The organism is Flavobacterium panici, assembly GCF_903819335.1.
GTDB lineage: Bacteria > Bacteroidota > Bacteroidia > Flavobacteriales > Flavobacteriaceae > Flavobacterium > Flavobacterium panici.
Genome location: NZ_CAIJDE010000062.1, coordinates 88,824 through 108,180 on the forward strand (window position 1 = coordinate 88,824; position 19,357 = coordinate 108,180).

At 32.1% G+C, this 19,357-nt stretch carries 18 protein-coding genes; 8 read left to right on the top strand and 10 right to left on the bottom strand.

The window, feature by feature from the left end; genetic code table 11:
• Positions 1–37 precede the first annotated feature (37 nt).
• Both FLAPXU55_RS20330 and FLAPXU55_RS20335 read right to left on the bottom strand, forming a co-directional pair.
• Entirely contained in the window at positions 38–1,126 is a 1,089-nt protein-coding gene (locus tag FLAPXU55_RS20330; RefSeq protein WP_180860820.1) for a DUF6630 family protein, read from the bottom strand.
• A gap of 65 nt (positions 1,127–1,191) precedes the next feature.
• The gene (locus FLAPXU55_RS20335) at positions 1,192–2,751 is read right to left on the bottom strand and encodes an NAD(P)/FAD-dependent oxidoreductase (RefSeq protein WP_180860822.1); all 1,560 of its coding nucleotides are present in this window, start codon (positions 2,749–2,751) and stop codon (positions 1,192–1,194) included.
• A 311-nt stretch (positions 2,752–3,062) separates the two neighbouring features.
• Between FLAPXU55_RS20335 and FLAPXU55_RS20340 the strand changes: the two genes are divergently transcribed.
• Positions 3,063–3,302: a hypothetical protein gene (locus FLAPXU55_RS20340; protein WP_053470917.1), complete on the top strand. Its 240-nt coding sequence runs from the start codon at positions 3,063–3,065 to the stop codon at positions 3,300–3,302.
• 137 nt (positions 3,303–3,439) lie between these two features.
• Here FLAPXU55_RS20340 and recQ read toward each other — a convergent pair whose 3' ends face one another.
• Complete coding sequence (gene recQ, locus FLAPXU55_RS20345) at positions 3,440–5,635, bottom strand: DNA helicase RecQ (RefSeq protein WP_053470916.1); 2,196 nt, start codon at positions 5,633–5,635, stop codon at positions 3,440–3,442.
• Between the two features lie 88 nt (positions 5,636–5,723).
• On the opposite strand from recQ, the gene FLAPXU55_RS20350 reads away from it, so the two are divergent.
• The 5 genes from FLAPXU55_RS20350 (at position 5,724) to FLAPXU55_RS20370 (ending at position 9,045) form a co-directional block, all read left to right on the top strand.
• A complete protein-coding gene (locus tag FLAPXU55_RS20350; protein ID WP_053470941.1) occupies positions 5,724–6,689 on the top strand; it encodes a KpsF/GutQ family sugar-phosphate isomerase in 966 nt (321 codons plus the stop codon).
• Positions 6,689–7,504 (top strand): twin-arginine translocase subunit TatC, encoded by an 816-nt coding sequence (gene tatC / locus FLAPXU55_RS20355; RefSeq protein WP_180860825.1) that lies wholly within the window; start codon positions 6,689–6,691, stop codon positions 7,502–7,504. The genes FLAPXU55_RS20350 and tatC overlap by 1 nt, the downstream gene beginning before the upstream one ends.
• A complete protein-coding gene (locus tag FLAPXU55_RS20360) occupies positions 7,497–7,847 on the top strand; it encodes a carboxymuconolactone decarboxylase family protein (protein ID WP_053470914.1) in 351 nt (116 codons plus the stop codon). The genes tatC and FLAPXU55_RS20360 overlap by 8 nt, the downstream gene beginning before the upstream one ends.
• Before the next feature lie 160 nt (positions 7,848–8,007).
• Entirely contained in the window at positions 8,008–8,748 is a 741-nt protein-coding gene (gene lptB, locus FLAPXU55_RS20365; protein WP_053470913.1) for an LPS export ABC transporter ATP-binding protein, read from the top strand.
• A 75-nt stretch (positions 8,749–8,823) separates the two neighbouring features.
• On the top strand, positions 8,824–9,045 hold the full coding sequence (locus FLAPXU55_RS20370; RefSeq protein WP_180860828.1) for a DUF5808 domain-containing protein: 222 nt from the start codon (positions 8,824–8,826) through the stop codon (positions 9,043–9,045).
• Between the two features lie 40 nt (positions 9,046–9,085).
• Here FLAPXU55_RS20370 and FLAPXU55_RS20375 read toward each other — a convergent pair whose 3' ends face one another.
• Both FLAPXU55_RS20375 and FLAPXU55_RS20380 read right to left on the bottom strand, forming a co-directional pair.
• Positions 9,086–9,940, bottom strand: coding sequence for a glycoside hydrolase family 25 protein (locus FLAPXU55_RS20375; protein WP_180860830.1), 855 nt, complete (start codon positions 9,938–9,940; stop codon positions 9,086–9,088).
• Between the two features lie 10 nt (positions 9,941–9,950).
• A complete protein-coding gene (locus tag FLAPXU55_RS20380) occupies positions 9,951–10,664 on the bottom strand; it encodes a CDP-alcohol phosphatidyltransferase family protein (RefSeq protein WP_053470910.1) in 714 nt (237 codons plus the stop codon).
• Between the two features lie 192 nt (positions 10,665–10,856).
• Between FLAPXU55_RS20380 and FLAPXU55_RS20385 the strand changes: the two genes are divergently transcribed.
• Together FLAPXU55_RS20385 and FLAPXU55_RS20390 are read left to right on the top strand one after the other, a co-directional pair.
• Positions 10,857–11,924 (top strand): putative type IX sorting system protein PorV2, encoded by a 1,068-nt coding sequence (locus FLAPXU55_RS20385; RefSeq protein WP_452124547.1) that lies wholly within the window; start codon positions 10,857–10,859, stop codon positions 11,922–11,924.
• 23 nt (positions 11,925–11,947) lie between these two features.
• Positions 11,948–13,087, top strand: coding sequence for a lipoprotein N-acyltransferase Lnb domain-containing protein (locus tag FLAPXU55_RS20390; protein WP_180860833.1), 1,140 nt, complete (start codon positions 11,948–11,950; stop codon positions 13,085–13,087).
• A gap of 4 nt (positions 13,088–13,091) precedes the next feature.
• Here FLAPXU55_RS20390 and FLAPXU55_RS20395 read toward each other — a convergent pair whose 3' ends face one another.
• The 5 genes from FLAPXU55_RS20395 to FLAPXU55_RS20415 form a co-directional block, all read right to left on the bottom strand.
• A complete protein-coding gene (locus FLAPXU55_RS20395; RefSeq protein WP_180860845.1) occupies positions 13,092–14,486 on the bottom strand; it encodes an exopolysaccharide biosynthesis polyprenyl glycosylphosphotransferase in 1,395 nt (464 codons plus the stop codon).
• A 56-nt stretch (positions 14,487–14,542) separates the two neighbouring features.
• The gene (locus tag FLAPXU55_RS20400; RefSeq protein WP_180860848.1) at positions 14,543–15,892 is read right to left on the bottom strand and encodes an O-antigen ligase family protein; all 1,350 of its coding nucleotides are present in this window, start codon (positions 15,890–15,892) and stop codon (positions 14,543–14,545) included.
• 33 nt (positions 15,893–15,925) lie between these two features.
• Complete coding sequence (locus FLAPXU55_RS20405; protein ID WP_180860851.1) at positions 15,926–16,996, bottom strand: glycosyltransferase; 1,071 nt, start codon at positions 16,994–16,996, stop codon at positions 15,926–15,928.
• Complete coding sequence (locus FLAPXU55_RS20410; protein ID WP_180860854.1) at positions 16,993–18,111, bottom strand: glycosyltransferase; 1,119 nt, start codon at positions 18,109–18,111, stop codon at positions 16,993–16,995. Before FLAPXU55_RS20410 ends, FLAPXU55_RS20405 begins: the two co-directional genes overlap by 4 nt.
• Before the next feature lie 106 nt (positions 18,112–18,217).
• Positions 18,218–19,318 carry a glycosyltransferase family 4 protein gene (locus tag FLAPXU55_RS20415; RefSeq protein ID WP_180860857.1) on the bottom strand — a complete coding sequence of 367 codons (1,101 nt, stop codon included), beginning with the start codon at positions 19,316–19,318 and terminating at the stop codon, positions 18,218–18,220.
• Positions 19,319–19,357 lie beyond the last annotated feature (39 nt).

Genomic DNA, 19,357 nt, shown 5'->3' on the forward strand with positions numbered 1-19,357 from the left:
TTCTCGTTCCTCGAAATGACAAACTGAACTGAATAATTTACAACTTATCAATTTCAATTTTAGTCAATTCTGATAATTCTAAAATCCTGCCAACATCTTCTTTATTAGCAATAAAAAACAAATAATTATCACCATTTGTATTATAACTCATCAATTCAAAACCACGCTTTTCTAAAGCCGATTGAATGTATGGAAACAAATCGTGGCTATAAGTCTCTTCCGGATAATCAAAATTTAAATCTTCACCAATCATTTCAGAAATGAAATACTCAGCATCTTCGGGATCAAATTTCCAGTCGCTGTTCCAGGCATTTATGTTTTCGAAGAAATCAAAATGTCCTTCAACAATGGTGTGATATTCACTAGAATCTTTTTGGTAATTTTTGAAAAGTTTTTTTGATAACTTTTTAAGTTCTTTATCTTCGATATTTTCTCTTGAAACTAATTTGACAAACTCTTCAAACGTTTTTATTGTAACTTCTTCATTCTCTATTAAATTTTCTGATGAAGGAAGTTCAACACTTTGCGGGATTTCTATATTTAAATACTGGCAGATTCCCTGCAATACTATTTTCAAATTTTTAACTCCAATTTCCTGACTTTCATTCTTTGGATTATTAAAATCTAAAAGCTCACTTTCCAGCAAACCTTTTGTATAATCGAAGAAATGTGTTCCTGAATACAGAATTTTAAAATCATTGATTTCTAAACTATTCGTACCGCAAAAAAAGATAATGAAATTTTTTATGGAACGTTTAAAGAACTTTTTTTCATCAGAAGTAGGCTCAGAATAAAACTGAATGTGTATAAAATCATACTCTAATCCTTCCTGAATCATTTCATCAGAAAGAATACCAATATTCATTTTTTTATAAAGTTCATTTAAAACTTCATAAGAATTATTGAAACCTGCTTTTTTAATTTCCAATTGGACCTCTTCATGATCTAATGAACCGGGAAAATAAAATAAATTAACAGAGACATTATCCTGAATTCCTTTTACTTTAAATTCAAGATTGGATTTTTCATTATATAAATAAGAATAAATTGGATCTATAACATCAAAAGAAATAATCGATTTTGGATCGTTATTTCTATTAAATAGATTGGAGAAAAAGTTTTTCATTGGGGATATAATTATTAAAACTAAATATATTACAAATTTTAATAATCAGAAAGCCAAATGACAAGTTACTTCAAAGATTCAGCAATCATTAAAGCACATTTTTCACCATCAATCGCTGCAGAAATAATTCCTCCCGCATAACCCGCTCCTTCTCCACACGGATATAAACCTTTTATCTGCAAATGCTCTAAAGTATAAGCATCTCTCGGAATTCTAACTGGCGACGAAGTTCTGCTTTCCGGGGCATGTAAAATGGCTTCATTAGTTAAATAACCGCGCATTGATTTACCAAATTCCTTGAAACCTTCACGTAAAATCTGTGATAAAAATCCCGGAAAAACCTGTCCCATTTCAACCGAAGTTGTTCCCGGAACATAAGATGTTTTTGGAATATCAGCCGAAACTTTATTTTGGGTAAAATCGATCATTCTTTGAGCCGGAACTTTTTGGGTTCTTCCAGCCAAATGCCAGGCTTTTTGTTCAATACTTTTTTGGAATTCAACTCCCGCCAAAGCACCAAATTTTGCAAAAGGTTTAAAATCTTCTAATTTCAACTCAATCACAATTCCAGAATTTGCCGTTGCCTGATCACGTTTAGATGGCGACCAGCCGTTTGTAACCACTTCGCCCGGACTTGTCGCACAAGGCGCAATTACACCACCCGGACACATACAGAATGAATACATTCCTCGTCCGTTTACTTGTTTTACAATTGAATAGGGTGCCGGAGGCAAATGTTCGCCACGATAATCACAACTGTATTGAATACTGTCGATTAATTCCTGCGAATGTTCTGCACGAACTCCCAATGCAAAAGGTTTGGCTTCGATTAAAATTTTCTTTTTATCCAGTAATTCAAAAATATCACGAGCCGAATGTCCGGTTGCTAAAATCAATTTATTAGCCAGGATCTTATCTCCGTTTTGAGTTACGATTCCTTCAACTTCATTATTCTTCACCAAAATATCAGTAACTCTGGTATCAAACAAAACCTGACCACCAAACTCAATAATTTTATTTCGAATATCTTCAATAATTTTCGGAAGTTTATTAGTTCCGATATGTGGATGCGCTTCGACCAGAATATCTTCTGAAGCACCAAAGGCTACCAAAAGTTCTAAAATTCTAGTTACATCGCCGCGTTTTTTAGAACGGGTATATAATTTTCCATCAGAATACGTTCCGGCTCCGCCTTCTCCAAAACAATAATTAGAATCTTCGTTTACGATATGTTCACGATTTATTGCTTTTAAATCACGTCGGCGTCCGCGAACATCTTTTCCACGTTCAATTACAATTGGCTTTAAGCCTAATTCAATTAATTGTAAGGCAGCAAAAAGTCCGGCCGGGCCTGCGCCAACCACAATTACTTCCTGTGCAGAAGAAACATCTTTATAAACAGGAAGCTCAATTTTAGTTTCCTGAAAAGCTTCTCCTTTTAAATATATAATAACTTTCAAATTGATTTTAATCGCTTTTTGGCGCGCATCAATCGAACGTTTTAAAATGGTTATATGCTGAATTTCCTGCGGAGAAACTTTTATTTGTTTAGACAAATAGTCTTTAAGCAGCGATTCGTTTGCTGCAATTTCCGGCGTTACCTGAAGTAAAAGTTCTCTTGGCATTGTATATTATTTATTCTATTAGCTTTTCTTTCTATGAAAAGAAGATGCAAAAGTACTATTTTGAAATGAGATTTTATCAATTGTAAAATTTGCTCACAGATTTACGCAGATATAAACAGATTTTATACTTAACATTTTTGTGATCTTTGTTCTTTTTTAGCCACAGATTATTTGGATTAAAAAGATTTTTATCAACAGCGATTAGATGCACTGCAGTGCGTCTCTAGAGAAAAAACTCAGAACCTCAGAACCTTTTTTTCAAACTAACCTTTGTACCTTTGCTTCTTTGAACCTTTGCACCTATAAAAAAAATGTCTAGAAAAATAAAACTGATTTGGGATTTCCGTGGTCCGGTTGCTGCAAAAACTGCAGAACATCATGAAATTCACCTAAAAGAATATATCGCAATCGAAAAATTACCTTTAAATATTACGGGTTTTACAATCATAAACGAAATGCAGGCAATCGCTTTTATGGTTGTAACTGATGAAAATATGATTCAGGTAAGAGATGCTTTGAAACCGCATCGCGGGGAAGTTTATACTGAGTAAAATTCCAAACTTGAAGAAATTCCAATAAAAAAATTCCAAATTCCAATGCTTTAGATTGCTTGGAATTTGGAATTTATATTTTACTATTGCTTTTTTTGGAATTTGGAATTTAAAAAAATTGGAATTTATTTATTTTTTTAATTAGCGACCTCGCTAATAAACTTAATACGCATTAAACGTAATTCATCGATATCATAATCACCGTCGAATTCTTTTAAGGCGTCTTCGATTTTATCTGATTCTGATTCCATGAAATAATCGTGGATTTCTTCCTGCTGATCATCGTCTAGCATATCGTCAATCCAGTATTTGATGTTTAATTTTGTTCCAGAATATACGATTTGCTCCATTTCTTTGATTAAAGCATCCATCGTTAATCCTTTTGCGGAAGCGATATCACTTAATGGAAGTTTTCTATCGATATTTTGAATAATGTATAATTTATTGGCAGAGTTTACTCCGGTAGATTTTACAACTAAATCGTCTGGACGAATAATGTCGTTGTCTTCAACATATCTGCTGATAAGCGTAACGAATTCGCCGCCGTATTTTTTAGCTTTTCCTTCACCAACACCATGAATATTATATAATTCTTGTAATGTTATAGGATATTTTAAAGCCATGTCTTCAAGAGAAGGATCCTGGAAAACAACAAATGGAGGAACGCCTAATTTTTTGGCTACTTTCTTACGAAGTTCACGAAGCATTCCCATTAAAACTTCATCGGCAGTTCCAGTTGATTTTGCTGACGCTACTATTGCTTCGTCATCGGCTTCGCTGTATTCATGATCTTCAGACATCATAAATGAAACCGGTTTTTTGATAAAATCTAAACCTTCTTGTGTAATTTTGATCACACCGTATGTTTCGATATCTTTTGATAAATATCCGGTTACAAGAACTTGTCTCAATAAAGCCATCCAATATTTTTCGTCATGGTCTGAACCTGAACCAAAATAAGGCTGAATATCTGTTTTGTGTGCTTTAATTACCGCATTGATTCGGCCAATTAAAGTAAACACAATTTCTTTTGATTTATAAATATGTTTTGTGTCGCGAACAATTTCAAGTAATTTGACCACTTGTTCTTTGGCTTCAATTTTATTTTTTGGATTACGAACATTATCGTCCATATCTGCACCTTCTCCGGTTTCGCTGTCGAATTCTTCTCCAAAATAATGCAGAAGGAATTTTCTACGCGACATTGAGGTTTCGGCGTAAGCCACAACTTCCTGCAAAAGTGCAAAACCAATTTCCTGTTCTGCAACTGGTTTTCCGGACATGAATTTCTCTAACTTTTCTACATCTTTATAGGAGTAATAAGCTAAACAATGTCCTTCGCCTCCATCACGACCGGCACGCCCCGTTTCCTGATAATAACTTTCTAATGATTTTGGAATATCGTGGTGAATTACAAAACGAACGTCTGGTTTATCAATCCCCATCCCGAAAGCGATTGTTGCTACAACGACATCAACATCTTCCATCAAAAACATATCCTGATGTTTTGCTCTCGTTTTTGCATCTAAACCTGCGTGGTAAGGAACCGCGCTGATTCCGTTTACTTGTAAAACTTCGGCAATCGATTCTACTTTTTTACGGCTTAAGCAATAAATAATTCCAGATTTGCCTTTATGTTGTTTGATAAACCGAATAATATCTGATTCGATATTTTTCGTTTTCGTACGTACTTCGTAATATAAATTTGGTCTGTTAAATGATGCTTTAAAAGTATTTGCATCAGACATGTCCAGATTTTTAAGAATATCTTCCTGAACTTTTGGGGTTGCAGTAGCGGTAAGACCAATAATTGGCACTTTACCTAATTGTTTAATAATACTTCTGAGGTTTCTGTATTCCGGCCTAAAATCATGTCCCCATTCTGAAATACAGTGTGCTTCGTCAATCGCAACAAAAGAAATAGGTACACTTTGTAAAAAGGCTACATATTCTTCTTTCGTTAAAGATTCGGGAGCAACATATAAAAGTTTGGTTAAACCAGAACTAATGTCTTTTTTTACTTGTGCAATTTCTGTTTTGGTAAGAGAGGAATTCAGCACATGCGCAATTCCGGTTTCTGAAGAAAGGCTTCGAATCGCATCTACCTGATTTTTCATCAAAGCAATTAAAGGAGAAACAACAATTGCTGTTCCGTCCTGAATTAAAGCGGGTAATTGATAACAAAGAGACTTACCGCCGCCCGTAGGCATAATTACGAAAGTATTCGTTTTACCTAAAATACTCGTAATGACTTGCTCCTGCAAGCCTTTAAATTGGCTAAAGCCGAAATACTTCTTTAATTCCTTGTGTATTTCAATTTCGTTTGAATTCATTCTTTATTTAAATGGATATTTTTGTATAAATTTGCAACACATAAAGATACAACTTTCTTTTATACATACAAATTTTAAATATTCTGTTTTGATCTCAAAAGAAAATATACTGGCAATCGCCAAAAAAACCATACTCTCTGAAAGTGAAGCAATTATAAAATTAATTGATTTTCTGGACGAAAATTTCTTCGAAGCAACACAACGTATTTACGAAACTAAAGGCCGATTGATCGTTACCGGCATAGGAAAAAGCGCCATAATTGCTCAAAAAATGGTGGCTACTTTTAACTCCACCGGAACACCTTCAATGTTTTTGCATGCTGCAGAAGCAATTCACGGTGATTTAGGGATGATACAAAATGACGATATCATTATCTGTATTTCAAAAAGCGGTAACAGTCCGGAGATCAAAGTTTTGGTTCCGTTATTAAAACGTTTTGGGAATACCTTAATTGCTATTACCGGAAATGTAACTTCATTTTTAGCTAAAGGTTCTGATTATGTTTTAAACACAACAGTTGACACAGAAGCCTGTCCTATAAATTTAGCACCAACAAACAGTACAACAGCACAACTTGTAATGGGCGACGCCCTTGCAGTTTGTTTAATGGAAATGCGCGATTTTAAACCAGAGGATTTTGCGGTTTATCATCCGGGTGGTGCTTTAGGGAAAAAACTTTTGCTTCGTGTAAAAGATATGATCGAGCATTCTTTAAAACCTGCTGTTTCTCCAGATACTTCAATCAAAAAAGCAATTTTTGAAATTTCTGAAAAAAGATTAGGTGTAACTGCGGTAATTGAAGACAATAAAATTGTTGGAATTATTACGGATGGAGACATCCGAAGAATGCTAAATGACGTAGATACTATTGCGGATTTAACTGCAAGAGATATTATGTCTAAAAATCCTAAATTAGTGTCTTCAGAAACTATGGCGGTTGATGCTTTAAATATTTTAGAAGATTTTTCTATTACACAGCTTATCGTGGCTGACAACGGCGAGTACAAAGGAGTATTACATTTACATGACATTTTAAAAGAAGGAATCGTATAATGGCAAAGAAAAACCTTGGCGAGATGTCATTTTTAGACCATCTTGAAGAACTAAGATGGTTATTAGTTAGAAGTACAATTGCAATATGCATTATGGCATTTGTTACTTATTTTATCAGTGATTATTTATTTGATCAAATTATTTTAGGACCTACAAGACCTAGTTTTTTTACTTATGTCTGGTTTTGTGATTTATCACATCAATTAGGCTTTGCAGACAGCATTTGCATTACCAAACTAAACTTTATTATTCAGAATACTGAAATGGAAGGGCAGGTAAATATATTTGTCTGGATGTGTCTTTTGGCTGGATTCATTTTAAGTTTCCCTTATATTTTATGGGAACTTTGGAAATTTATCAGCCCTGCACTTTATGAGAAAGAAAGAAAAAATGCTAAAGTGTTTATATTCACTTCTTCACTTCTTTTCTTTTTAGGAGTAATATTTGGTTATTATGTGGTAATACCAATGTCTGTGAATTTCGTTGCTACTTTTTCTATCAGTGAAATGGTAATCAACCAATTTACTTTAGACTCTTATATGGGAATGGTAAAAACGAGTATCCTGGCCAGCGGATTGTTTTTTGAACTGCCAATTATCATTTATTTCTTAACTAAATTAGGATTAGTAACTCCTGATTTTTTAAGAAAATATTGGAAATATGCTGTTGTAATTATCTTAATTATTGCTGCAATTGTGACTCCGCCAGATGTGGTGAGCCAGACTATTGTTGCAATACCAATGTTACTTATCTACGAAGTAAGTATCCTGATTTCAAGGATTGTTTATAGAAATAAATTAAAAGAAAATGTCTGAATTAATTCAAGAATTTAACGACTATCGTTCTAAAATGAACGAAAAACTATTAGCTGACAATAACAAAATTGTAAAGCGAATTTTTAACCTTGACACTAATGCTTATGCAGAAGGAGCTCTTGATGTAAAAACAAAAGAACTTTTAGGTTTAGTTGCATCGACAGTTTTGCGTTGTGACGACTGTGTAAAATACCATTTAGAAACGAGTTATAAAGAAGGTGTTTCTAAAGAAGAAATGATGGAAGCAATGGGAATCGCAACTCTTGTTGGAGGAACAATTGTAATTCCGCATTTAAGAAGAGCTTACGAATTCTGGGAAGCTTTAGAAGAACAAGGCAAATAATTAGAGAATGAGATAATTAGTCAATTAGATAATTTTCATACAATATGTTAATTCGTTTAATTGATTAATTTATTTTATCTTATTTTGCCAACAGAGATAATAATTATCTAATTATCAAATTGACACATTATCTAATTAAGATATTATCTAATTAAAACAAATGAAGCTAAGAGCCGATAATTTAATCAAAACCTACAAAGGCCGAAGTGTTGTAAAAGGAATTTCTGTTGAAGTAAATCAGGGAGAAATCGTTGGACTTTTGGGGCCAAATGGTGCCGGAAAAACAACTTCTTTTTATATGATCGTAGGATTGGTAAAACCAAATTCAGGAAACATTTATCTTGATGATTTAAATATTACCGATTATCCTATGTACAAACGTGCACAGCAAGGAATTGGTTATTTGGCACAGGAAGCTTCTGTTTTTAGAAAATTAAGTATTGAAGATAATATTTTAAGTGTTTTACAATTAACTAAACTTTCTAAAGAAGAGCAGATTGCTAAAATGGAAAGTTTGATTGAAGAATTCAGTTTAGAACATATTCGTACTAACCGCGGAGATTTACTTTCTGGAGGAGAACGTCGTCGTACTGAGATTGCCCGTGCCTTAGCAACAGATCCAAAATTTATTTTATTGGATGAGCCTTTCGCAGGAGTTGACCCGGTTGCGGTTGAGGATATCCAGAGAATTGTAGCACAGCTAAAAAATAAAAATATCGGAATCCTTATTACGGATCACAACGTTCAGGAAACTTTAGCGATTACAGATAAAACATACTTAATGTTTGAGGGAGGAATCCTGAAAGCGGGAGTTCCGGAAGAATTGGTTGAAGATGAAATGGTTCGCCGTGTTTATCTTGGGCAAAACTTCGAACTTCGTAAAAAGAAATTGGAGTTTTAAGAAGTATTCAGTTTTCAGTCGCAGTTTTCAGTTTTTGACTGCGACTGAAAACTGTGACTGAAAACTTTTAAAGATATGAATTCAGAAAAACCAACTCAGGAAGATTACGACAATTGGCACAAAGATCCAAACAATTGGTATTTGTTCTGTTTTTACTATAACCCTAAAGACAGCAGATTATTTCCTCCTAAAAGAATACCATCTATGGGTTACACCATTAATTTTGCCAATCCTTTTTCTGCTTTAATTATTTTAGCCTTACTTTCAATAGCTGTACTGGGATTATTATCCAGATGATAATATCAGTCAAACTGAAAACTGCGACTGTGACTGAAAACTACTCCACAGTAATAAACTGCAGCTGTTCTAAATCACCATTGTAAATATTAACATCAACTCGATGTTTGATTCCCGGCAGAGAAGCTTTTTCTGTAAACTGCCAAAACAGCCAGTCATCTTCAATTTTTTCTCTGTAGAAATTGTAATTGGCAATCCAAAACAAATATTCTCCAAATTCTTCTTTTAAGAAATCAGAATAATATCTTTCTCCTGAATAAATTATCGGGCGCACCTGATAATGTTTTTCCACTTTAGTTAACCAACGCTTTAAACCTTTTTTTAAACTGTCCAGAGGTTGATTTTTTGGTAATTTCTCTATATCTAAAACGGGAGGTAAATCGCCTTTTTGCAATTTTACGGTTTTAATAAAAAGATTGGCCTGCTCTATTGAGTTTTCATTTGGGCGATAATAATGATAAGCGCCGCGCATGATTTTATTTTCTTTAGCGCCTTCCCAATTACGTTTAAACTGACCATCAACGCGATCGTTGCCGGCAGTTGCGCGAATGAAAACAAATTGTACTGGATATTTTTCGTCAAGGATTTCAACTTCATCCCAATCGACTTTTCCTTGAAACTCAGACACATCAATTCCAACCACTTTTCCTTTGTGATTTTCGAGAACACGAATATTTCTCACATCAGAAAGATGTTTGTCTACCTCATCTTCATCTAAAACTTTTTCTGATTTAAATCCTAAATAATAAGCTAGTCCTTTTCGATAATGATAAACAATTCCAATGAAAAGAAGCGCAAAGAAAATTAATAAAAGAGATCGAAAAAGCCTGCTTAGCAATGATCTTCCTGCGGGTTTTCTTGAATATGTTTTACGATAAGTCGTTTTTCTTGCCATTCGAATAAAACTACTTTTTTTTCAAAAACAAATTATTTACGATCGATAGTAAAACGTAAAAAATGATGATTAATGGAACGGCTCCGAAATGGAATAATAAAAGTAAAACGAAAGAAATCAAAAGAAATACGATCTGCAAAGCATTATCTTTTAAATTAAACTTCTTAACTTTTAAAGAGAACAATGGGATTTCGGCATTCAAAATATAGGCACTGCATAAAGTGATTGCTAATAAAACGTATTGGTTTGTCAGGATTTCAAGCAATAATAAAGAATCTGAAAACTTTAAAACTAACGGAAGACTCAAAATAAAAAGAGAATTTGCCGGAGTTGGCAATCCTATAAATGAATCTGTCTGACGTGTATCAATATTAAAATTAGCTAAACGATAACAAGAACCTAAAGTCACGATAAATCCTAAAAACGGAATAAAAGCATTTGTTCCTAATTCGTGTGCGCTGTTTGTAAACAAACTGTACATAACATAACCTGGAGCAACTCCGCTAGTTACCATATCTGCCAAAGAATCTAACTGCAATCCAAGCGGGCTTGAAACTTTGAATAATCTGGCGAAAAAACCATCAAAAAAATCAAAAAAGATTCCTAAACAAACCATGTAAAAAGCCATTTCGTAGTTGGCTTCAGAAATAAAAACTATTGCAATGCAGCCACAAAAAAGATTAATTAATGTAATTAAATTCGGAATGTGTTTTTTGATATTCATGTTTTATAAATTTTGATAATCTTGGAGAACAAATTTAGCATAATATGCACATGAAAAACGTGTTTTCGCAATTGTTTTTTATTTGAAATTTTAACTTTCGCAATATTTCTAAAAAGGAAGAAATTAGATGGGTAAAATATTATATTTTTGATGAAAATTAAAAACAGGCATTCGTCTGCAAAAAAACAGCTTTTGAAAAAACTTTCTGCGTTTTTATTATTTTGGAGTTTTACTTCGCAATATGCACAAACCGTTCGAAAATATTCGAATGAGTTTATGAATATTGGTGTCGATGCGGCAGCGTTAGGAATGTCTAGTGCTGTGACGGCTTCTACAAATGATGTGAATGCTGTTTACTGGAATCCGGCTGGTTTAACGCATCTGGAAGATCATCAAGTTTCGTTAATGCATGCCAGTTATTTTGCCAATATTGCGCAATACGACTTTATTGGGTACGCAAGTCCTATTGATGATCGAAGTGCCTGGGGAATTTCGATGATTCGTTTTGGTGTCGATGACATTATGGATACGACGCAATTAATCGACAGTCAGGGAAGTATTGATTATAACAGAATTCGTCTATTTTCTACTGCCGATTATGGTTTTACTTTTTCATACGCAAGAAAACTTCCTGTTGAAGGATTTCAATATGGTGTAAATGCCAAAATCATTCGAAGAGTGATTGGAAAATTTGCCAATTCTTGGGGTTTTGGTTTTGATGTCGGACTTCAGTTTGAACATAACGACTGGAAATTCGGATTAATGCTTCGTGATATTACAACAACTTATAATGTTTGGAATATTGATGAAGAAGAATATGCAAAAATTGCCAATGCTATTCCGGGAGAAAACAATGAATTACCAGAAAGTACTGAAATTACTTTACCAAAAGCACAATTGGGGGTTTCTAAAAAATTCGAATTTCATGATGATTACAGTCTTTTGGCAGCAGGAAATTTAAACATGCGTTTTGAACAGACAAACGATATTATTTCGTCTAAAGTTGTGAGTATTGATCCTGCACTTGGTTTTGAATTTGGCTATACAGATATTGTGTTTTTAAGAGCCGGAGCGGGAAATTTTCAGAATGTAATGCAGCTGGATAATACTGAAAAATTAAGTTTTCAGCCCAACATTGGTCTTGGATTTAAATACAAAGGCATTCAGATTGATTACGCTTTGACTGATTTAGGAAATCAAAGTGCAGCTTTGTATTCGAATATTTTCTCTATAAAAGTTGATCTTGGTATTTTTAGATAATAAACTTCTTAAAATTTTAAATTATGAAAAAAGTCCTTTTACAAAAAACACTTTTTAGTTTACTATTATTACTAAGTTTTACCATTGGCTTTGCTCAAAATATCCCATTATCAAAATATGCTAAAATAAGTGTCATTACCTGCGGATTAGGAAATGAAACGTATTCTTATTTTGGACATACAGCCATTCGTGTTGCAGACCCAATAAACAATCTTGACGTAGTTTACAATTACGGTGCTTTTGATTTTAGAACGCCAAATTTTGTTGCCAAATTTACAAAAGGCGACTTGCAGTATTTTGTAGTTGCTCATTCATTTGCGGATTTTCTAAATGATTATACTTATGAAAAAAGAAGTGTTTTTGAACAGGAATTACTTCTTTCCCCTGAATTAAAACAGAAGCTTTTTGACAAACTAAATACTGTTTTATTATCGGAAGAACGTTACTACACTTATAAGTTTATTGATAAAAATTGTACATCAATGGTTGTTGATGTTATCAATTCAACTTTAGGCGGGAATGTAATTGTAAAAAAGAATGATACTGATAAAACTTATCGCTCTGTTTTGTTTCCTTATTTTAAAGGGCATTTTTATGATCAATTAGGAACCAGTATTATTTTTGGAACTAAAGTTGATCAATTAGCCACCAGAATTTTTCTTCCTTTTGATTTAAAAAACAGTTTAGACGAAACGACTTTTCAAGGTCGCCTTTTAGCAGGAAAGAGTAAAACCCTTTTAAGTTTTGAAAAAGAAACTCCAACTTCTTGGTGGAATAACATTTATACTTATTTGTTTATTTTAGGGGTTGTGGTTGTTGTACACAACAAAGTTGTAGACAAAATCTATCTTTTGATTTTATCTTTAATGGGAATCTTTTTTGTTTCGGTTGGATTTTATTCTTTTCACCAAGAACTGGCGATGAATTATAACGTGTTACTATTTAGTCCGCTTTTACTGCTTTTGATTTTCTTTTCGATCGCAAAAAACAAAAGATGGACTTATAGGTTTGCTGTTTTACATTTAATTTTTCTAGTAGTTTACAGCTTATTTATGATCAATAAGGCACATTTTTTAATTGTACTGCCAATGATCATTACAAGTGGTTTTGTCTTGGTAAGAGTTGTGATACGAAACGTAAAACGTATACCAATAATAATCTAATAATTTATTGGCCTCTGTAAAATAAAACAGTCGTAATTGTTTTAAAAGTAATACTTAAATCAAGGAAAACACTTCTATGTTTGATGTAGTATAAATCGTATTGTAGTTTTATCAAACTCTCATCAATCGATTCTCCATAGGAGTAATTTACTTGTGCCCAACCGGTAAGTCCGGGTTTTATTACATGGCGAGTTTCGTAAAAAGGCATTACTCTGGCTATTTCCTCCACAAAAAATGGTCTTTCAGGTCTTGGACCAATGACAGCCATATCTCCTTTTAAAACATTATAAAACTGCGGTAATTCATCTATTCTGGATTTACGCATGAATTTGCCAAAGGGTGTAATTCTTTTATCATTAAAAACGGCAAAAACAGCACCATTTGTTTCAGAAGCTTCAATCATGGTTCTGAATTTATAAATCTTAAAAACATTGCCATTTTTTCCAACACGATCTTGCGTATAAAAAAGACGGCCTTTGTTTCCAATAAGATTGGCGATAAAAATAAAGGGAATGAAAACCGTGCAGATTATTAAACCGACAAAAGAGAACAAGAGTTCTATAAAACGTATTAAAAACAAGTACAATTTATTGTTATTGCTGCGGCTGAAAGGAAAGAAACGATAAAAATCACGGGCTATATAATGTACCGGAATACGTTGTGTTTTACTTTCATAAACCTGAGTATATTCTCTAATAACATTTCCGGATTCCAGTAAATGAAGTAATTGCTGGTATAAGTCGGCAGTAATTCCATCTGTTTTTTGGGAAGCAATTACAATTTCTGAAACGCTGTTTTTGACTACAAAATCTTCTAATTCACTTTTATCAATTTCTTTTACATAATGAAAATCAGAATTTGTTGTCGAAAGTGAATCAGAATTAACAAACCCTATAATTTTATAATGTGGGTCAACATTTTCTAATCCTAACACTAATTCTTCTACTTCACCTTGATCGCATATTAAAACAACATTTTGCGAAAAACGATGTGATGCCAGAAATAATGCATAAAAGGAACGCCATAATAACACAACCAGTAATATTGTTAAATAAAAAATCAATATTATTAATCGCTGCTTTGGAAGTTCTGGAGATAAAACTGGTGTAAGTAAATATACCAGAACGGTTGTAGAAACTGAGAGAACAACACTTTTAAGTATTTGAAACTGATTACTTGCGACCTGTAAATTATACATTTCGAAAATTGTTCCAAAAATGAACAAATAACCAATAAGTATAATGGGTCTGTAAATAATTTCAATTTCTAAAGCAAAATAATGATAGTCAAAAAAGAAACTTAAAAAATACAATGCAGACAAAAGGAAAATAGCATCAAAAGCAAAAAGCAAAACTTTTCGTTCTGAAATTTCAAAATGCATTTTATAGGTTGAACGCATATTATGGCAGGTTTAGGGGCTTAAACTTGGGGCAAATTTATTATAAAAAACGTAATTTATTTTAAGTTATTACTTGTTTTTTCGGGAATTTGTACCTTTATTGATAGAAGCGCAAGAGCATAAACAAAAGCTGGGGCTGCTATTCGTAAAGCTGCATGATTTATGGTTAAAAGCCAAAAAATATAAAAGGATAAAAAATAAAGATGATTTTGATTGTTTGTATATAAGACAATAGGTACTAAGAACAGTAATAATAACCCAATAATTCCAAACAAACCATGCTCACTAAGCATACGTGAAATTTCATTATGGGCAGCTACTTCTTCTCCAAGGGAATCTTTACGCATTTCTTTCCCCATTCCTGCTCCAATACCCATAATAGGGTTGTCAAAAAATAGTTTTAGATCTGCGTCTATAATAGCTTCACGACCGCCTAAATGATCTTTTTTTTCTCGACCTCTGGCATCTTTATTTGCATACCTTTTTTCTATCATCCCCCTAGTTTGGAAAGATGTATAAGTCCATATTCCCAGAGCCAGAAGTCCCATCAAAATAAAAATTAGACCTATTTTGCTTTTATTTTTTTTACTTGAAAAATAATACAAGATTACTAACAAACAAATAATCATTATTACTCCTGCTATAACTCCTCCTCGTGAAAAGGTCACTATAGCTCTATAACTAACAAAGATTAATAAAACACCGTTTATGATTATTTTGATTTTTGATTTTGAAAACAATATTAATTGTGAAAAGAAAACAAACATTCCTAACCCTAATATTGTAGAAACCTGATTTGGACCAAATCCTCCTGAAGTTTCAAAATTAGATTGAGTACCCGTTACTACATCTCTAACACTAGGATTATACAAAAACAAATAAACTGTAGTTGTTACAATAGGAAATCCCATTGCTAAAACAATGTTTTGCAGGTTTAAAAACGTAATTTTCCTTTGAAACATGTATATCGAGCAAAAACACAAACAAATTGGTCCCAATAAATTGAAAACTAATGCTTTTTTAATATCCGTATCAAGATCAGCAACATTTATCGCTACAATAGCCCCTGGAATCAACAATAATGCAAACAAAACATAGATAAATGAATTAGATGAAAAATTACTGTACAGCATCCCTAACAACATGAAAAAAATGACCATGACTTTTACATATTCGTTGTTAAAATTACCGCCTGTCATTCGTAAAAAAACTTCTACTCCAACTAAATAACCGGCAACCAGAAGTACCTCATTGTTTTTATTTCTTGTTCGGGTAACTATAAAAAAACCAATTACCGGAATTAATAATGCATACACTTTTGACAAAAAGGGTAACACGAAAATAGCTAGAGCAATCGCTGCATGAATTAGAAGAAGAGAAATATATGTGAATTTGATATTTTTCATTTATTTTAAGAACATTTAAGATAATAAAATTAATCAAAGAATTAACCATTCAGTATATTTTTCAATAACTGATTCATCGCTGTAATTTAATTTAATTACTTTACTTAATTCTGCACCCATTAATGTTCTATAAATATCATTCTCTATTAATTTTTGAATTGCTTCTTTAAATTGATTCAGATCATTTGACGGAACAATTAAGCCTATTTTTTCAGAGCTAATTATTTTAGAGATTTCGCCTACATTTGTTGCAACAACAGGTAATTTGTGTTGTCCATATTCTAGCAAAGCTAAAGGAAGACCCTCTGAAAGAGAGGGTAAAACTGCAATTTGAGATTGCTTTAAAGCTGCAGCAACATTATTAATTGTTCCATAAAAAAAAACAGTTTCTGTTAATTTCAAATCTAAGACTTTTTTTTTCAGAGAATCAGAGTATGAATCTTTAAAATCTTTACCAATTAAATGAAAGGACCAGTCAGGAAATTCATTTCGAATTATATTCGCCACATTAATTAAAAGTTCATGGTTTTTTTGAGGTCTAAGATTAGCCACACAAACAATTCGTTTCCCATCAGCTCCTTTTAAAAAAACCTTATCATTTGTATCAAAAGAGTTTTCGATAAAATTGGGCAAATAAATAATGTTCTTGCACCATAGATACCTTTTTGCCCAGTCTTTTAGAGCTGAATTAACTGAAATTATCCCTGTGAAAAAAATAGATGCCACTTTCAAAGTTAAATTTTTTCTAGACAACAAATCTTGTGAGATTCCATAATGATCGTGCCAAATAATTTTAACTTTTGGAAAATTTATTTTTATCAATGCAGCAATGAAAAAAGAGGAACTATGAGCATGAATGCAATCTATGTTGTTTGTTTTTATATACTTCCTTAATAGAAGTATAGATTTAAAATCAATTTTTCTTTTTTTTCCTAAAAATAAATAATCAACATTTTTATTGATCTGCTCTAAAAGCGAGCCTTCTTTTCGAGTAGCTATTAATCCTGAAAACTCAATCTTTTTTGACAAAGTATTAGCATAATTTATGGCCATTCGTTCAGCTCCTCCAGCTTCTAAAGAATCTATTATTTGAACAATTCTCATTTTATAACCAGTTTTTCAATTTCAGTTTCAAAAACTTCAGTAGTATAATTTTGAGACCATTCAGTCGCTAATTTACCAACATTAAGATAATTTGTTTGATCTAAGAGTAAATTTTCAATTTGAATCAGGTCATTTTCTAAATTCATTTCTAACAAAATTCCTCTTTTTCCATTATCAAGCATAAATGGAACACATGAGACATTGGTAGCTAAAGGAACACAGCCATAAAACATTCCCTCTGCAATAACTTTTGGCCAACCTTCACTTTTAGACGGTAAAATAACAAAATGACTTTTTCTATAAGCTTTTTTTATAACATCCTGATTTTGATTTCCGTGCAAAAAAACAAAATCCTTAAGTTTGTTTTCTTGAATATAATTTTCGAGATTATCTCTTTCCGGTCCTTCTCCAAATACGTTTAGTATAACTTTAGTTCCTTTTATAACTAAACTATTTATTAGTTGTAAAGCATACATTGGATTTTTACCTGTAACTAAACTTCCCACAAAAACAAATTCTATACCCAGATTTAAGTCGCTTTTTTTTATCGCTTCTTTCTCATAATCTGAATAAGTTGCTGTAAAAAAAGATTTTATATTCGCTGATTGGTTTTCCCATTCTCCATATACCAAAACCTGCATATTTCGGGTTAAAAAAGTATTATTTAATATATATTTTTGCAAATTATAAGTCCAAGGCTGTTTGCTTTTTGGATCCCAGTTTCCTGCATATTTTGCAGTTTTTATTTTATTTGGAAAAAGAACCTGAACAAAACACCCTATTAATCCTACATTTCCGGGACAACGTAAATGAATATGATCTGCGTTTTGCATTGCTTTAAAAGTTTTCCAAAAGACAAAAGACAAATTAAGTGTGCTTTTTAAAATGCATAATGGCGTATTAAATGCTAAAGTCGGTATTTTCTCAAACCTTATTTTAGAATGTTGGTAAGCCAGATCAATTTTACTTGTTTTTTCTTCACTCAAAGGCGCAACAATAGTTACATTATCGACATACTTAAACCAAATATTCATCTCTTTCACATAAGGTCCATAACCTAATAAATGTGAATTCTCTTTGTAGTGAGTAACGTGAGTGATGATTGTAAAGTTCATTAAATTTTAGAATAGATTTCTTTTTTGATTAAAGAGTTTTTATAAACATTGTTGATCTTGATAGCTTAAGAATAAATCTTTTAGATCTTACTCAATTAGGTTTAATTCAGTTTTCAATTATTTTTTTCATTGTTGTGCAATAACTATCTATTCCAAATTTTTTCAAATATGTTTTTCTTGCCTCGATTCCCATCTCAATGTAGTTTTCAAGATTATTTTCGACCTTTTCAAATAATAAAATCATTTCCTCCAAAGTTGGATCAAATTTAAAACACTCGACTCCATCTTCTAGTTCTTTTGCCAGTCCTGTATTATTTGAAATTAATAATGGTGTCTGATTCATCATTGATTCTAAACCAACTGTTGGAAGATTATCAAACTTTGATGGTACAATAGCATAATGACTTTTATTTAAATATTGATCAATTTCATTATAAGAAAGTGCTCCTTTAAAATTGATATCATTATGAGTATTGCTTAATTTTAATATTTGGTCATATTGACTACCACTGCCAGCAATTTTTAAACGAATTTTTGACATTTGAAACTTACTTTTATAAGTTAAAAAAGCATCAATTAATTCAATAACTCCTTTGGATGGTTCTAAGCGACCTAAATAAGAGATTATTATAGAATTTGGATCTGGATCAACTTTCCCATTGAATCTATCTTTCATTGGGTTAAGAACTTTTATACTGTTTTGACATTCAAAGTATTTCTCTAAATCTTCTTTAGCCAAATCTGAAGGGCAAATTACCAAGTCCGCAAACCATCTGTAAAGTAGCTTCTTTCTATATTTTTTAAAATTTCTTTTCAAAGATGATGTTAAAACATCTTCATTAATTTGACTTGATAATGTATGATAATAAGGAAATGTATTAACCTTGCGTAAAGAAAATATTTTTGAAATTATTGTTGTAATATTAACACTTACAAAATGACTTATCACTACACTTGGTTTATATTTCAGATAAATTTTTGCGTACCATAATGCATCTGAAATTTTTACAGGTCGATTTTCTGTTGGCCAAGAACAAATTAATAACTCTCCTTTACCAATAATTTCCTTGAAAGGCTTACTAAAAAAAGGCTTATGTGAAATAAAGATAACCCTGTTTCCATCATTACTTAAACTCTGAGCCAAATAATAACTCATAAAAGCAAATGAACTTTCGGTATAATTATGTGCAATTAAAATTGTTTTCATTTTTATATTTTCGCTAAAACTGCCAAAATCTTTTTTACT

Coding starts and splice junctions, on each gene's coding strand:
- FLAPXU55_RS20330 (WP_180860820.1), bottom strand. CDS start 1,126: ATGAAAAACTTTTTCTCCAATCTATTTAATAGAAATAACGATCCAAAA.
- FLAPXU55_RS20335 (WP_180860822.1), bottom strand. CDS start 2,751: ATGCCAAGAGAACTTTTACTTCAGGTAACGCCGGAAATTGCAGCAAAC.
- FLAPXU55_RS20340 (WP_053470917.1), top strand. CDS start 3,063: ATGTCTAGAAAAATAAAACTGATTTGGGATTTCCGTGGTCCGGTTGCT.
- recQ (WP_053470916.1), bottom strand. CDS start 5,635: ATGAATTCAAACGAAATTGAAATACACAAGGAATTAAAGAAGTATTTC.
- tatC (WP_180860825.1), top strand. CDS start 6,689: ATGGCAAAGAAAAACCTTGGCGAGATGTCATTTTTAGACCATCTTGAA.
- FLAPXU55_RS20360 (WP_053470914.1), top strand. CDS start 7,497: ATGTCTGAATTAATTCAAGAATTTAACGACTATCGTTCTAAAATGAAC.
- lptB (WP_053470913.1), top strand. CDS start 8,008: ATGAAGCTAAGAGCCGATAATTTAATCAAAACCTACAAAGGCCGAAGT.
- FLAPXU55_RS20370 (WP_180860828.1), top strand. CDS start 8,824: ATGAATTCAGAAAAACCAACTCAGGAAGATTACGACAATTGGCACAAA.
- FLAPXU55_RS20375 (WP_180860830.1), bottom strand. CDS start 9,940: ATGGCAAGAAAAACGACTTATCGTAAAACATATTCAAGAAAACCCGCA.
- FLAPXU55_RS20380 (WP_053470910.1), bottom strand. CDS start 10,664: ATGAATATCAAAAAACACATTCCGAATTTAATTACATTAATTAATCTT.
- FLAPXU55_RS20390 (WP_180860833.1), top strand. CDS start 11,948: ATGAAAAAAGTCCTTTTACAAAAAACACTTTTTAGTTTACTATTATTA.
- FLAPXU55_RS20395 (WP_180860845.1), bottom strand. CDS start 14,486: ATGCGTTCAACCTATAAAATGCATTTTGAAATTTCAGAACGAAAAGTT.
- FLAPXU55_RS20400 (WP_180860848.1), bottom strand. CDS start 15,892: ATGAAAAATATCAAATTCACATATATTTCTCTTCTTCTAATTCATGCA.
- FLAPXU55_RS20405 (WP_180860851.1), bottom strand. CDS start 16,996: ATGAGAATTGTTCAAATAATAGATTCTTTAGAAGCTGGAGGAGCTGAA.
- FLAPXU55_RS20410 (WP_180860854.1), bottom strand. CDS start 18,111: ATGAACTTTACAATCATCACTCACGTTACTCACTACAAAGAGAATTCA.
- FLAPXU55_RS20415 (WP_180860857.1), bottom strand. CDS start 19,318: ATGAAAACAATTTTAATTGCACATAATTATACCGAAAGTTCATTTGCT.